Annotated in this window: 16 protein-coding genes; 7 read left to right on the top strand and 9 right to left on the bottom strand. The window is 62.6% G+C overall.

Annotated features, from left to right (window positions below):
- Positions 1 to 232 precede the first annotated feature (232 nt).
- The 7 genes from IVA82_RS03380 to IVA82_RS03350 form a co-directional block, all read right to left on the bottom strand.
- On the bottom strand, positions 233 to 526 hold the full coding sequence (locus IVA82_RS03380; RefSeq protein ID WP_247382767.1) for a hypothetical protein: 294 nt from the start codon (positions 524 to 526) through the stop codon (positions 233 to 235).
- Positions 526 to 849: a hypothetical protein gene (locus IVA82_RS03375; protein WP_247382766.1), complete on the bottom strand. Its 324-nt coding sequence runs from the start codon at positions 847 to 849 to the stop codon at positions 526 to 528. Before IVA82_RS03375 ends, IVA82_RS03380 begins: the two co-directional genes overlap by 1 nt.
- 864 nt (positions 850 to 1,713) lie before the next feature.
- Positions 1,714 to 3,081, bottom strand: a complete 1,368-nt coding sequence (locus IVA82_RS03370; RefSeq protein ID WP_247382765.1) for a hypothetical protein — start codon at positions 3,079 to 3,081, stop codon at positions 1,714 to 1,716.
- 60 nt (positions 3,082 to 3,141) lie between these two features.
- Positions 3,142 to 3,369 (bottom strand): hypothetical protein, encoded by a 228-nt coding sequence (locus IVA82_RS03365; RefSeq protein ID WP_247382764.1) that lies wholly within the window; start codon positions 3,367 to 3,369, stop codon positions 3,142 to 3,144.
- 269 nt (positions 3,370 to 3,638) lie between these two features.
- Positions 3,639 to 4,115: a hypothetical protein gene (locus IVA82_RS03360; protein WP_247493160.1), complete on the bottom strand. Its 477-nt coding sequence runs from the start codon at positions 4,113 to 4,115 to the stop codon at positions 3,639 to 3,641.
- 177 nt (positions 4,116 to 4,292) lie between these two features.
- Positions 4,293 to 5,327 (bottom strand): site-specific integrase, encoded by a 1,035-nt coding sequence (locus IVA82_RS03355; protein WP_247382762.1) that lies wholly within the window; start codon positions 5,325 to 5,327, stop codon positions 4,293 to 4,295.
- Positions 5,328 to 5,771: 444 nt separating this feature from the next.
- A complete protein-coding gene (locus IVA82_RS03350; RefSeq protein WP_247382761.1) occupies positions 5,772 to 6,338 on the bottom strand; it encodes a DUF3280 domain-containing protein in 567 nt (188 codons plus the stop codon).
- Between the two features lie 58 nt (positions 6,339 to 6,396).
- On the opposite strand from IVA82_RS03350, the gene IVA82_RS03345 reads away from it, so the two are divergent.
- From IVA82_RS03345 to IVA82_RS03320, 6 genes are all read left to right on the top strand, one after another.
- Positions 6,397 to 7,578 carry an ABC transporter substrate-binding protein gene (locus IVA82_RS03345; protein ID WP_247382760.1) on the top strand — a complete coding sequence of 394 codons (1,182 nt, stop codon included), beginning with the start codon at positions 6,397 to 6,399 and terminating at the stop codon, positions 7,576 to 7,578.
- Positions 7,579 to 7,586: 8 nt separating this feature from the next.
- On the top strand, positions 7,587 to 8,555 hold the full coding sequence (locus IVA82_RS03340) for a YVTN family beta-propeller repeat protein (protein WP_247382771.1): 969 nt from the start codon (positions 7,587 to 7,589) through the stop codon (positions 8,553 to 8,555).
- On the top strand, positions 8,552 to 9,361 hold the full coding sequence (locus IVA82_RS03335; protein ID WP_247382759.1) for an ABC transporter ATP-binding protein: 810 nt from the start codon (positions 8,552 to 8,554) through the stop codon (positions 9,359 to 9,361). Before IVA82_RS03340 ends, IVA82_RS03335 begins: the two co-directional genes overlap by 4 nt.
- Positions 9,358 to 10,206 (top strand): ABC transporter permease, encoded by an 849-nt coding sequence (locus IVA82_RS03330; RefSeq protein WP_247382758.1) that lies wholly within the window; start codon positions 9,358 to 9,360, stop codon positions 10,204 to 10,206. Before IVA82_RS03335 ends, IVA82_RS03330 begins: the two co-directional genes overlap by 4 nt.
- Positions 10,203 to 10,817 (top strand): hypothetical protein, encoded by a 615-nt coding sequence (locus IVA82_RS03325; RefSeq protein ID WP_247382757.1) that lies wholly within the window; start codon positions 10,203 to 10,205, stop codon positions 10,815 to 10,817. Before IVA82_RS03330 ends, IVA82_RS03325 begins: the two co-directional genes overlap by 4 nt.
- A 142-nt stretch (positions 10,818 to 10,959) precedes the next feature.
- Complete coding sequence (locus IVA82_RS03320; protein WP_148738572.1) at positions 10,960 to 11,259, top strand: copper-binding protein; 300 nt, start codon at positions 10,960 to 10,962, stop codon at positions 11,257 to 11,259.
- A 198-nt stretch (positions 11,260 to 11,457) separates the two neighbouring features.
- On the opposite strand, the gene IVA82_RS03315 is transcribed toward IVA82_RS03320, so the two are convergent.
- Entirely contained in the window at positions 11,458 to 12,015 is a 558-nt protein-coding gene (locus tag IVA82_RS03315) for a PQQ-dependent catabolism-associated CXXCW motif protein (protein ID WP_247382756.1), read from the bottom strand.
- Entirely contained in the window at positions 12,012 to 12,893 is an 882-nt protein-coding gene (locus IVA82_RS03310) for a substrate-binding domain-containing protein (protein ID WP_247382755.1), read from the bottom strand. Before IVA82_RS03310 ends, IVA82_RS03315 begins: the two co-directional genes overlap by 4 nt.
- A gap of 129 nt (positions 12,894 to 13,022) precedes the next feature.
- Between IVA82_RS03310 and IVA82_RS03305 the strand changes: the two genes are divergently transcribed.
- Positions 13,023 to 13,949: a quinoprotein relay system zinc metallohydrolase 2 gene (locus tag IVA82_RS03305; RefSeq protein ID WP_247382754.1), complete on the top strand. Its 927-nt coding sequence runs from the start codon at positions 13,023 to 13,025 to the stop codon at positions 13,947 to 13,949.
- Positions 13,950 to 13,977 lie beyond the last annotated feature (28 nt).

Below are 13,977 nucleotides of genomic sequence, written 5' to 3'. Positions count from 1 at the left end.
TCCCTGATCCTGCATCGCGGCTCGCCGTGTTGCAGGGACCGGCATATACAGAGGTGGTGCTGAAGGTGAGCACCGCGCCCAGGATCATAAGTCTGTTAGTAGTCATAGCCCTTCTCCTTAGTTGCACTCTGGACGATTGAACAAAAGTAGGGGCTTTCCGTTCCGGGCGCGTGAAAGCAAGCGCCAATGTTGGCGAGTGGCCGAGTTCCCCGGCTTTAAATAGCACCGAGCGTCAACGCACAGGAGCGGGTCGGGCGATGAATGCGTAAGGCCGAAACCAGCATTGCATTGCAGAACCTCGGAATTCTTTTTGGGGTGGGCCCAGCGGGCGCTTCGTTCCAACGGTCAGCTCGCACAGCTTGCGGAGCTTCTCGTCGGAGCACTCGAAAACGTCGCCTGCAAGCCCCAGCGGCAGCAGCTCGCCGCGTAGGATTTGGTCGATTACGTCTTCCATCGCGGGGGGCACCCAGCCCAGCTCCGCGAGTGCTTCAAGATGCAGCGCGATCAGCTTGTCACGGTCGAGCATCACGCCGCCTCGTCGTCATCACGGGTGCGCGGGTCCGCCTTCATGAACTCGGCCCATGTCTCATCGCTGTTCCAGCTGAGCACATTGCGCAGGGTGAGCACGTTCAGCCGTGAATGCTCATTCACGCGCAGAGCCGCGACGAACGGGTCCTCGCCGTTCCGCTTGGCATCGGCATACATCGCGGCCTCCACTTGCGCGACAAGCCGGAAGAATGCCGGCGCGCGTTTTCTCCGCTCTGCCAGCGTCGGCGCGGTCTGCACGGCCATATATTGAAGGTCCAGCACGTCGAGCTTCTGCTGCAAATCGTGGTTGATCGGCGTCACGGCCCGACTTGGCCGCGAAGTGCTCTTCGAGCGCGCGACTTGCCGTCGCGACCGTGTATTGCGGCCGGTCAGAACTGCCGCCATCGCGCGGGATGCCCCTCAGCGCCCGAACAACGGTGCTTCTGTAGCGCTGGAACATCTCGGCCAACCGATTGATCGAAAACATCTGCATTTCGTTCATTTCTCCCTTTTGGCGGCCCTATGCCTCCCTAACTCTGGTTCCACGCCACGGCGAAGCGCCACCCGCATGGCGCCCGGGGCGGCAGAGGGCCCCCGCGCTTGTACGGATGGCCGAACTTTCTCTTGGCGCCCTGTCGCCGGTCGAAGCGTGTTGGCCATCAGAACGGCCACCGCGGGCCGGGGGTGCTGGCATCGTCGAGCTGTGCTCATGTGTTGGACCGTGCGCGCGTTGGTCATTCGAAAGCAATAATCTGCCCCGTGATGGTTTTTCGGCTAGCGCGCTTGGCTGCGCGAAACCGATGCGCTCCGTCGAATATTCGGTAGCGGTATCGACTGCCGGATTACCAAAATCGGTGGCGCGCGTTCACCCGCTCGCAACATGGCGACATACCGTGACACGTTGCTCGGCCTGTTGCAGCTAAGCGGCTCGATTAGGCGAATTGAAACGCGAACGGCGTTTCTCTCCGTCACCTCATCGGGGACGACGCCCCCAACCAGTTTACCCCGAAGTTTGACCACTCTTAATTCGGCCAAGCCACCTGCACCGTCGTCAGGCGAGTTGCACGCTCCTCGCGCTGGCGCTCTCGATGATTTCGCGGTCACTTATGGAACTCCTGTCTTAGTGGGAAATTCTGCAACGGCCGAGGTCGGATCGTATGCAGTCGTGATCTTGCGGCGTGCAAATCAATGCGGGCCGTGCGGGGTGAATTGGCGCGTGTCGATGTCGAGCACGCCATTGGCGCACACGATGACCTTGGCGTCGGCCCATTCGACCTTGCGCTTGAACAGAGCAGGATCCTCGGTCAGCAATTTCCAGGTGTTGTTGAGCGCCGATGTTTTCTTCGGCTCATTCAATGCTTCGAAACCAGAGTGGATCAGCGAGCGCATCCATACCGCTGGCACATCCTTTTTGTTCTTAATGATGTCGGTCAGCTTCACAATGTTGGACGGTGCGCCGCCGCTGGCGACCGTCTGTTGCTGTTGCTCGACTTTGCCGCCTTCGATAGTCTCCAGCGTCGGCCGGTCGGCTTTTTTGATTTCGGGCGGATGCTTCTTGATCCAGCCTTCGGAGTCGCGACGAATGTTGCGCTCTTCGATGCGCCAGTTCCATCGCGAGCCATACACGCCAGCCGCAACGCGCGTTGCCTCCAAGATGATCGGCACAACTTCATCAACCGCCATGCCGCGCGACAGCATCGCGGCGGCGCATTGGATTTGCGTTTGATGGATCGAACTTTCGCCAGACCCCATGTAAATCATCTGCGCCAGGCGCTGCTCAACATCAATCGGCGGCTTGTGGCCGATGGACTTGGCGTACTCTGCGAACGGATCGATCTCGCTGACCGTCTTGCCGATCTCGCGTTTGACGCGCAGCATGACCGGCGACTGCTCGCTCAGCCACTCCTCCAGCTCTTCGAGATCATAGCGGCGATCGGGATGCAGCTCGATGATCTCGACCGGGACCACGTCGCCGTTCTTGCTGTTGCGCAAGCCGGGCAGTCGCATCACGCGCGAGACCTCGCACACCGCGAGATCGCCGGCCATGACATCGGCGAGCTGGCGATAGAACGCCTCCAGGCGCTCCTTGTTCTCCTGGGTGTCGACCGGCTCCCTGAAGAAATAATAGACGTGGAGACCGTTGCCGGAGAACACGATCGCACTCGGCTGATACTTCAGCCGCTTGATCTGCTTCAAGACCTCCGCACGCGGATCGGCGCCGATCCCGTCGACACCTTTGAAGTCGATGTCGGTGTGGCCGGCGTTGGTCTCCTCGCAATTCTCTTTGTTGCGCTTCTGCGTGCCCTCGCGCTGGGTCGAGACGCCGCGCCCGTTGATGTCCCACTTCTCCATGAAGCCTTGGACGTGCGCGAAATTGCGACCGATGATGTGGCGCTCGGCGCCCTCCACGCGCTCATTGGTGAACGAGCAGATGTAGGCAGGCCCGGTGGTGTTGGCGAACAGTGCCTTCAGGAACTCAATCGGGCCGACGGCCTTCGGGTTCGTGCTGCTGGCTTGCGCGCACGCGGGCGCGCTGGTATCAGTGAGGTACATTCCAAAAAATCCGTGAGAGGATGATGGGGAGGCGGCCTGTGGCGGGCCGCTTTTCTATGGCTAGGCCGCCGCGTTTTCGGTCGCCTGGGACGCATGCTCGCGCGCGCGACGCCAATCGGTGGCCGCCTCCATGCTGATCGTCACGCGGCGGCCGGCACGCATCACGCGCGGGCCGAGACCGACTTTGCAGAGCTTGAAATACATCGCTTCTGAAAAGCGATGGGCCTCACAAAACTCCTTGATGGTGAAGGCCGCGCGCTCGGATGCGGTGCTCGGTTTGACTGCCATTTCTACTGTCCTCCAGTGTCAGCATCGAGGACGGTAGAGCTTGATGGAGGAGACGTGACGGGGGGTTTTGGACCGTCAGTTCTTCTGACCCTGGCGACGCAATGGGCGCGCCACTGGCTTCCGTTTTTTGGAAGAGCCGCGCCGACGCCGTTTCTTTGCTTTGCGGATTAGGCTTCTAGTGCCGTGCGGACCAGGCGACGATCCTGTTATGGCCGTGAGCGTCAGCTTCAGGAACCGGATCAATGGACCGATCGGTTCGTCAAACTTGTTCATTGAGGACCCGAGCCGCCCGTGAAGTTGCTCCTCCCAGATGGACAGCAGCCTGTTGTCCAGCCTCTCGCGATTTCGGTTATTTCTGCCGCCGAAGGGTGTGGACCATTTTCATATTGCGCGCGCAGCTCGGCGAGACGCGCCTCGTGCAATTTGAGATCGGGATCAGGTAATCCATCCAAGTCCTTCCCCGAGGGCGACAAGCTCTCCAGTTGCAGTAGCTTTACCCTCAAACTGCCGAGGGTTCGCTGTGCAGTTTCGAGAGCCGCTTTGTACTCTACAGATCGCCTCCTTTGCTCTCTCAGGGTCTCGACTTCCGAAAACTCTCGGCCAGCTTCCTTTATTGCACGGCGAATTTCTGACCAGTCGATCTCGTGGGGCCATTTGCGGCGTACTGCCTGGATGGCTTCCCATGTCTCCTGCGTGAGCTGGGTAAAGAGGTCTGTTTCCGCGTTACGGCTAACACTTCCGAGCACGGGCGCATGCCTCCGTCCGGTTATGGTCGGGGTGATCGCCGGGCTGAGCCCATGCGTGATAAGAGCACTTCGGGGATGCGTCGGAATGACCGGCGCAGGGTCGAAAAGCTATAGGCGCGAGCTAACGAGGATCGGCGCCAGCCCGTTGCGCTGCTGGCGCTCACGATCGAGTGAAGCCTAGGCCGCTTGTATCAAGCTGAGCGGTTTCTCAAAATCGAGCAACGTTGCGCGCGTCAGAGCGTCACTCGGGTCGCCGATGATATAGCGGCTGTAGTTCTTCTCGATCATCGCAACCGACGTGTCATGATGCGCGGCGACCACGCGGGTCGGCACGCCTTCAGAAGTTGTCGGACGATGGAGCTGTGCCGCAGTGCATAGGGCGTCACGTCTGGGCCCAAGCCCGAGATGCTCGACGACCGGACGGAACGTCGTTGCCAAGTTCCACATCTTCTCGAACAGCAGAGCATGCGCCGCCCGGCCGGCAGCCTGCTTACGCAGCGCCTTCGCCAGTCGCGGCGAGATCGGCAACGGCCGATATTCGATCTTGCGGTTCTTGCCCTTGCGGCTGGTCGGCATCATCAAGCGCGGCGCGGTCAGATGATCCTGCAAATCGGCCGGCGTCAGCTTGAACACCTGACTTTCGCGAGCGCCGGTCTCAGCCAGAACGTCGATCAGCAAGCCGAAGTCACGATCTTCATCGTATGATCCGCTGACCAGAGCGGCGACGGTTTGATCGGGCAAGATCACGTTGCGAGCGACCTCAACGTCGAGCAGTTTCTTCAGACCGTTCTTCCATGCGGCAGCATTGGTGATCCGCTTGTCGCTCCTGGAAGCCAGCGCCAGCGCGGCCTTCAGCGAACGCCCGATGCGATCGGCGGATGAGGGTTTCAGGCCGGCCTTGACCAGGCCGGCGCGCCAGTCGCGCAGCTCTCGCTCGGTCAGCAGTGCGACCGCCTTGCTCTTCAAGGCATCGGTCAGGTGCAGGCGGAGCTGCGTGGCGTTGTATTTGCGCCCACCGCGCGCTTCGAGATCGGCTTCATAGGCATTGATGGTCTCGGCGACACTGACGGGCTGCTCGCTGTTGCCTTCGCCGGCACGCGCCAAACTCTTGGCATGGTCGAGCGCCTCCCAGTAGGTCATGACGCTTTCGCCGTTGGCATCTTCGTGGTCGTCGGCAAGGCCGAACCGCCTGAGCCAGCCGCCGCACTTCACCGACCATGTGCAACGCTCGCGTTACGGCGATAAGCGAGGAAGATGCCGGGCGCGATCAGCGCCGTGTAAGGCTTCTTTCTCGTCGCGAGCTTCAAGCGTGCAGTGCGGTTTTCCAGACATGCAGATCGTGTCCGGCGGGCCATGGTGTCCCTCAAAATGTCCCCACGATGGGGGTGCAGGAGCATGGAGCCCACTGTAGCGCAGGAGAGATAAAATCAGCAATCACAGTCGGTTAGCGGAGTTGTGTGGAGCTGTATGGAGTCCACTTTCTCCCTTGTGGGAGAAGGTGGCGCGAAGCGCCGGATGAGGGGTTGTCTCCGCGCGCATAAGCGAAAGTTTGACTCGCGGAGACACCCCCTCACCCCGGCTTCGATGCTTCGAATCCACCCTCTCCCACAAGGGGCGAGGATGCGCCGCCGACGCGGCAATAGATGCGAAACTCACCTACTCCCGCCGCCCGTAATTCGGCGCGAGCAGCCGGTTGCGGATCAGATAGCTCATCGTGCGCGACCAGGATTCGTCGGTGTTGCCGCGCATGTCGGCGCTGGCGACGGCGATCATGTTGCCGGTCTTCACGTCGCGCAGGTAGATGTTGAGGTTGATGATCAGGTTCGAGACCTTCTGCACCATGCCGGTGATCTCGAGCTCGGCGCCCAATTGCCCGGCAAAGGTGAGATCGCAATTGCCGCAGGCCTGCAGATTGCTGTGACGGGCGGCATCCCTGATCGGCGCGATATCGAGCAGCTGGAAGCGGCCTGATCCTGCCAGCTCCTTGCGCAGCTGCTCGCTGATGCGATCGAGCCGCTCCAGCTCCGGCTTCGAGCCGTAGAACTCGCCGGGGAGGCTGGTGTCGATCAGCTCGAAATCGAACACCGCAAGCTTCGGCGGATCGGCAAATGCGACTGATGTCGTCACCACCAAAGCTGCGATGGTCATCAGCGCTCGCACGATCGTGATTCCAGCGCGCGCGCGGACAAAATGCGGGGTTGCAAGCCGGGCCAAATCGGTCATGCTTTAGCTGAGACAATTCTCCACCGGCGGTCAAGCCGGGGAGACCTACGGAGGAAGCATGATCCGATGGTTGGGCGTCCTGATCGGCTTCAGTCTGGCGGCGACGCAAGTGCTCGCGGCGGACCCAGCCCTGATCGGCGTCGGCTATCTCGGCCTCGCCGGCACCCGATCGACGCTGTCGCTGGTCGAGCAGCCCGCCGAGAATGACGGCCTCGCCGGCGCACGCCTTGCGATCGAGGACAACAATACCACCGGAAAATTCCTCAACCAGCGCTTTACGCTGGAAGAACGCCGGATCAAGGAAGGCGAGGATGCAGTGCGGGCTGCGACCGACCTCGCCGCGCGCAACGGCTTCATCATCGCTGACCTTCCGGCCGACGCGCTGCTGAAGGTCGCCGATGCCTTGCGCGAGCGCGGCACGCTGCTGTTCAACGCCGGCGCGATCGACGAGCGGCTGCGCGAGGCCGATTGCCGCGCCAATGTCATCCACACCGCGCCGACGCGGGCGATGCTGGCGGACGCGCTCGGCCAGTACCTGGTGTGGAAGCAGTGGAAGCGCTGGCTGCTCGTGGTCGGCTCGCATGACGAGGACAAGCTGTTTGCCGACGCATTGCGTCGCGCCGCGACGCGGTTCGGCGCCAAAGTCGTGCAGGAGCGCAACTTCGAGGACACCGGCGGCGCGCGGCGCACCGACTCTGGCGTGACGCTGATCCAGCGGCAGATGCCGGTGTTCACGCAGCAGGCGCCGGCTTATGACGTGCTGGTGGCGGCCGACGAGAGCGAGGTGTTCGCGGCCTATCTGCCCTACCGCACCTGGGACCCGCGCCCGGTCGCCGGCTCGGCTGGCCTCGTGCCGCGCAGCTGGGACGCGGCGCAGGACCAATGGGGCGCGATCCAGATGCAGAACCGCTTCATGAAGCTGAATTCGCGGCGGATGACTGCGCTCGACATGCAGGCATGGACGGCGGTGCGCATGGTTGGCGAAGCGACCTCGCGCACCAATTCCGGCGACGTCAGGAAGGTCAGCGACTTCATCAAGGGGCCGGATTTTTCCGTCGCAGCCTTCAAGGGCACAAAGCTGACCTTGCGCGAGTGGAACCTGCAGCTTCGCCAGCCGATCCTGCTGGTCGACGGCCGCATGGTGGTATCGGTGTCGCCGCAGGAAGGATTCCTCCACCAAATCTCCGAACTCGATACGCTCGGCTATGACCGCCCGGAGAGCAAATGCAAATTGAAGTGAGAACGCGGATGTTGCGGATGTGGCGTGTGGGATTGCTGTCTGGCCTCGCACTTGCGGCCGCGCCGGCGCATGCGTTCATCGCCTATGTCTCGAACGAGAAGGGCAACACGGTCTCGGTCATCGACACCGAGACCTGGACCGTGACAAAGACCGTCAAGGTCGGCCAGCGCCCGCGCGGCATCGAATTCACCCGCGACGGCAAGTTTGTGATGGTGGCGGTCGGCGACGACGACACCATCCAGGTGATCGACGCCAAGACGCAGAGCGTGGTGGACAGCCTGCCCTCCGGTCCCGATCCTGAACTATTCGCCCAGGATGCCGCCGGAAAGATCCTCTACGTCGCCAATGAGAACGACAATACGGTGACCGTGATCGACCTGGAGAAGCGCGCCCGCCTCGGCGATATCCAGGTCGGCGTCGAGCCCGAGGGCATGACCATCAGCCCCGACGGCAAGACGCTGATCAACACCTCGGAAACCACCAACATGGCGCATTTCATCGATACGGACTCGCGCCAGATCGTCGCCAACGTGCTGGTCGACGCGCGGCCGCGCTTTGCCGAATTCAGGCACGACAGCTCCGAATTGTGGGTGTCCTCCGAGATCGGCGGCACCGTGTCGATCATCGATCCCAAAAAGCACGAGGTGACCGGCAAGGTCACGTTCGAGATCCCCGGGTTGCGGAAAGAGGCGATCCAGCCGGTCGGCATCGGCATGACCAAGGACGACAAGACCGCCTTCATCGCGCTTGGACCCGCCAACCGCGTCGCTGTGGTCGACACCGCGACGCGCAAGGTGACGAAATATCTGCTGGTCGGCCAGCGGGTCTGGCACATGGCGTTCACGCCGGACGAAAAATACCTGCTCACCACCAACGGCGTGTCCAACGATGTCTCCGTGATCGATGTTGCCGCGCAAAAAGTGATCAAGACTATTCAGGTGGGCGAGTTGCCCTGGGGCATCACGATCGCGCCATGACCAGTCCCGCCCCCATCGCCGAGACACGGCAGCCCTTGTCAACGCCCGATCCGGCCATGGTGCCGGCGCTGTCGATCGACGGCGTCAGCCACGCCTATGGGCCGCGACGGGCGCTGAGCGATGTCTCCTTCAACGTTGCGCCGGCGAGCTTCACTGCACTGCTCGGCCTCAATGGCGCCGGCAAGAGCACGCTGTTTTCGCTCATCACGCGGCTGTTCGGCATCCAGTCCGGCCATGTCGGCATTTTCGGCCATGACGTCAGCAGCACGCCCGGCGAGGCGCTGCGGCTGCTCGGCGTCGTGTTCCAGCCGCGTACGCTCGATCTCGATCTGTCGCTGACGCAGAACCTGCTCTATCACGCGGCCCTCCACGGCATCGGCCGCCGCGATGCCGCGGCGCGCGCCGCCGAACTGCTCGATCGCATCGGCCTTGCCGAGCGCGCCGGCAGCAAGGTACGCGATCTCTCCGGCGGACAGATGCGGCGGCTGGAAATCGCGCGCGCGCTGCTGCACCGGCCGCGGCTGTTGCTGCTGGACGAGCCGACCGTGGGCCTCGACGTCAAGGCGCGCGCCGACATCATCAGCCATGTCCGTCAATTGGTGACGGAGCAAGGCATCGGCGTGCTCTGGGCGACGCATCTGTTCGACGAGATCGCGCCCGGCGACGATCTCGTTGTGCTGCACCAGGGCAAGGTGCTGGCAAAGGGCCCCGTCAGCCGCGTGATTGCGGATGCCGGCGCGCAGGACGTCAATACCGCCTTCATGCGCCTGACCGGCGCGCAAGTAATGCCGGGAGGCGGCGCATGAGCAGCGTCACCGCCAACGACACGCCGCGCGGATTCTCGTTTGCCGAGTACATGACCTGCCTCACCGGCATCGTCTGGCGCGAGGGACTGCGTTTCCTGCATCAGCGCGAGCGCTTCGTCTCCGCGCTGGTGCGCCCCCTGGTGTGGCTGTTCATCTTCGCCGCCGGCTTCCGCCAGGTGCTCGGCATCTCCATCATCCCGCCCTACGAGACCTACATCCTCTATGAGGTCTTTATCGCGCCCGGGCTGATGGCGATGATCCAGCTCTTCAACGGCATGCAGTCCTCGCTGTCGATGGTCTATGACCGCGAGATGGGAAATATGCGCACGCTGCTGGTGAGCCCGCTGCCGCGCGGGTTCCTGCTGTTCTGCAAGCTGCTCGCGGGCACCGCGGTGTCGCTGCTCCAGGTCTATGCGTTCCTCCTGATCGCCTGGTTCTGGGATATCACCCCTCCTCCGATCGGCTATGTCACGGTGCTGCCGGCGCTGATCCTGTCCGGATTGATGCTGGGCTCGCTCGGCATGCTGATCTCCTCCGGAATCAAGCAGCTCGAGAATTTTGCCGGCGTGATGAATTTTGTGATTTTCCCAATGTTCTTCGCCTCCTCCGCGCTCTACCCGCTGTGGCGGGTGCAGGAGGGCAGCCCCTATCTCTACTATGTCTGCCAAGCCAATCCGTTCACCCACGCGGTCGAACTGATCCGCTTCGCGCTGTATGGACAGGTCAACTGGGTCTCGCTGGCCGTGGTTGCGACCTGCACAATCGTCTTCATGATCGGGGCGATTTTCGCCTATGATCCCTCGCGCGGGCTGACGCGACGCGGGCCCGCAGGAGGCGAAGGATGATGTTCCGGATGGTGACCATGGCCGCCGTGGCGCTCGCAATCGCGGGCACCGCCGCGCGCGCGGCCGATCCGCGCTATCCCGACTGGCCCTGCACCCAAGCCAAGGTTCCCGATATCTCGCTCGCCGCCGTGTGGGCCGGGCCGCCGCTCGACGACGTCCAGAGCAAGTGGAAGGACGATGCGAAGGTCAGCGCGCTGGTCGCAAAATTGTCGGCCCGGAAGACGCCGTTGGACGAGGCCGAGAAGTCGGTCAAGGAATTCCTGGCGGGCTCCGCAGCCGACAAGACAGCGAATGCAAAGCTGCTGTTCGCCGGTTTGTTCGATACGCTTAACGCCCAGCGCTCCCAGGTGATGAGCGGCCTCGAACGGGTCAGCCGCAAGCAGCGCGAGGCCGCCGACAAGATCCGCGAGGAGGCGGTTCAGCTTCAGGCGCTTCAAAGTGCGACGCCGCGCGACGAAGCCAAGGTCGAGGCGCTCAACAACGATCTGATCTGGAAGACCCGCATTTTCGAGGACCGCCACAAGGTTGTGCGTTTCGTCTGCGAGGTTCCGACCGCGATCGACCAGCGCCTGTTCGCGCTTGGCCGCGTGATCCAGCAAGAGATGGAGTAGCGTCAACCTCGCTGACGGCTTACAAAATAGTTCCGCGATGGGATCGCAGCGATCGTTAAATGGTTTTGCCCTCGCTATCTCCCGGAACCAAATCGATATAGAATGTCTTGTCGACCTGATGTTCGAACGCCGGGAGGCCTCGATGGGAACAACCAAATTCATCTTCGCAGGCGCTGCGGTCATTGGCATGCTCGCATCCAGCGCTTTCGCTGACGACATGACCGGAATGGTCACCAAGATCGACCGGCTGAACGGCACGATCTCGATCCAGCAGACGCAGAAGGGAACGGTCGGCGGCAGCGCCGGCGGCGCTGGCGCGCTCCAGGAGTACAAGGCCAAGGACGCCGCGATGCTCGATACCGTCCATGCCGGTGACAGGGTCAATTACGCTGCGACCGACACCAACGGCACGGGGACGCTGACCAAGCTGCAGAAGCAGTAGTTGGGTCTGCACCTCGCCCCGCTTGCGGGGAGAGGTCGGAATTCGAGCGCAGCTTGAATTCCGGGTGAGGGAGTCTTCGCGAGTCCAATTCTCACCATCAATGTGGAAGCAGCCCCTCACCCCAACCCTCTCCCCGTAAGAACGGGGCGAGGGAGTGTAGCTTTGCGCGGTGCCGCAGCTCACTCCAATCCGAGGCGCCTACTGCTCCGGCCGCGGCTCGGGCTGCGCCGCTTCGGTCGGAAGCTTGGCGTGTTCCCAGCCGTCGGTGCCGTCGGGATACCAGGCGATGTTGGAATAGCCGTCGGCCAGCGCGCGCTTGGCGACATTCCAGGACATCCAGCAGTCGGCCAGGCAATAGATCACGAGCAGCGCGGCCTTGTCGCCGCGCGCGGCTCGCGCCAAGCCGCCGCGAAGATAATCCACCATGCCAGGCGGCAATGCGCCGTAACCGGTGTCCGGAAGCCAGATGCTGCCGGGAATATTCTTGCGCGGCGCCTCGCGCCAGACGGTGCCTTCAGGAAGGTTCTTCGGCTTTGGCGGACGCGGCATCACATCGATGAAGGCCCCGCTCTTCGTCCGCCAGATCGCTTCGGCTTCCGCTGTGGTCAGCACGCGCGCGCCTGCGAGCGTCGCCGGCACCGGGGCGCGATAATTGTCGCTGCGATAACCGTCGGGCTCGAACGGCTCCTGCTGCTGCGCAAGCGCCGGTGCCGCCAGCGCGGCGGCGACGAGCACGGCCGCAAGGCGCCACGTCATGGCGCCTTCTTGGCCGTCTCCGCGCCGAGCGGCCGGTCGCTCTCGTCCAGCAGCGGCACGCCGAAGTCGAGCAGGATCTTGTTGATCTCGCCCTGGTTCTCCTGGATCAGCTTGTTGAGCTGCCGTTTCCAGTTCTGGTCGGCGGCGCGCACGCCCATGCCGATGCGATAGACCAGTTTTGGTCCGGTGGTCTCCTTCACCAGCGATGTGACATGAAGCGAGCCGGCCTTCTTCGCATAAAACCCGGCCATCGGTCCCCACAGCACGCCGGCGTCGATCTTGCCGGCGACAAGATCGTCGATCATCGCCTGCGCCGAATTGTCATAGCGCGTGTCGATCATCAAGGGATAAGGCTTTGCGTCGCCCATGAGGCCGGCGATCGCCATGTTGGTCGCCGGAGGCGTACCGGCGACGATGCCGACATGCTTACCCTTCAGCCGCGCGTCTTCGAGCGTGTCGACCTCTTCGAGGCCGCTGCCCGCTTTGGCGACCAGCGCGTACGACGTGCGATAATAGGGATTGGTGCCCTGCACGAGGTCGTCGCCTTGCGGATAACCCATGATGACGTCGCAGCGATGTGCGCCCAGCGTCATCTTCACGAAGCCGGTGGCTTGCGGGAAGAAGACGTAGTCGAGCTTCTTCTGCAGCTTGTCCGCAAACAGCTCGGCGAGCCTGTTCTCGAACCCTTCGCCCTTTTCGTTCGAGAATGGCAGGTTGCGCGGATCGGAACAGACGCGCAGCACTTTCGGGTCGACCAGCTCGAACGAGAGGTCGCCACTGTCGCTCGTTTGCGCGACGGCAACGTCGCCGATCGCGCAAGACGCCGCCATTACACACAGCGAAAATAACCAGCGACGATGTCGTCCGGCCTCCATCATCGCGCTTCCTCCTCGTTTTGTTCGAATGCTATCCATGCAACGCACGGACGCACCATGTTTCGCCAACTTTGTGTTGGTTTGACTTTGCTGCAGTGCAATGCGGCAAACCCATTGAACTGAGGCGGCAAATTGTCCCACATCGCTTCAATGATCGCAGCCTTGGTCCTGCTGGGACTCGCGACGCTAGCACGCGCCGAACCGGCCGAATTGCCTGTAAGCGAAGTCGCGCCGGGAATATTCGTACACTCTGGGGCCATTGCCCTGATGACGCGCGAGAATGAGGGGACCATCGCCAATGTAGGTTTCATCATCGGCGAGGATGCGGTGGCCGTGATCGATACCGGCGGCAGCGTCCGTGAAGGCGAGGCGCTGCTCGCGGCGGTGCGAGCCCGTACCAAAAAGCCGATCCGATACGTCATCAACACCCATGGCCATCCCGACCATGTCTTCGGCAACGCGGCCTTTGTCGCGGAGGGAACGAGATTCGTCGGTCACAGCAAGCTGCCGCAGGCGCTGACGACGCGCGGGCCATATTATCTCGACAATTTCAGGCGGATCATGGGCGACGAATTGATCTCCCCGGTCAAGATCGTGCCGCCCACACTGCTCGTTACGGATACGCTGACGCTCGATCTCGGATTGCGCCGCCTGACCTTGCGGGCCTGGCCCGCTGCACACAGCGACAACGATCTCACTGTGCTCGACGAGACGACCAAAACCCTGTTCGCAGGCGACCTCGTCTTTCTCCGCCACATTCCGGTCATGGACGGCAGCATTCGCGGCTGGCTTGCCTTGCTCCAAGAGCTTGAGACCGTTCCGGCGGTCCGCGTTGTCCCCGGTCACGGCCCCGTGACCGACTGGCCTGCCGCGTTGACCGATGAACGGCGTTATCTTTCGAGGCTGCTGTCCGACGTCCGCGCGCTCAATAGGAAGGGCGAGCCGATCCGGACCGTCGCGGACAAGGCAGCCGGCTCGGAACGGGCGCATTGGGAGCTGTTCGACGACTACAACGCCCGCAACGCAACCGCAGCATTTTCAGAAATTGAATGGGAGTAGCGGACGCGCTACGCTGACTTGGGATCAG

The organism is Bradyrhizobium sp. 142 (assembly GCF_023074015.1).
Lineage (GTDB): Bacteria > Pseudomonadota > Alphaproteobacteria > Rhizobiales > Xanthobacteraceae > Bradyrhizobium.
This window is presented reverse-complemented; position numbering and strand designations above follow the sequence as displayed.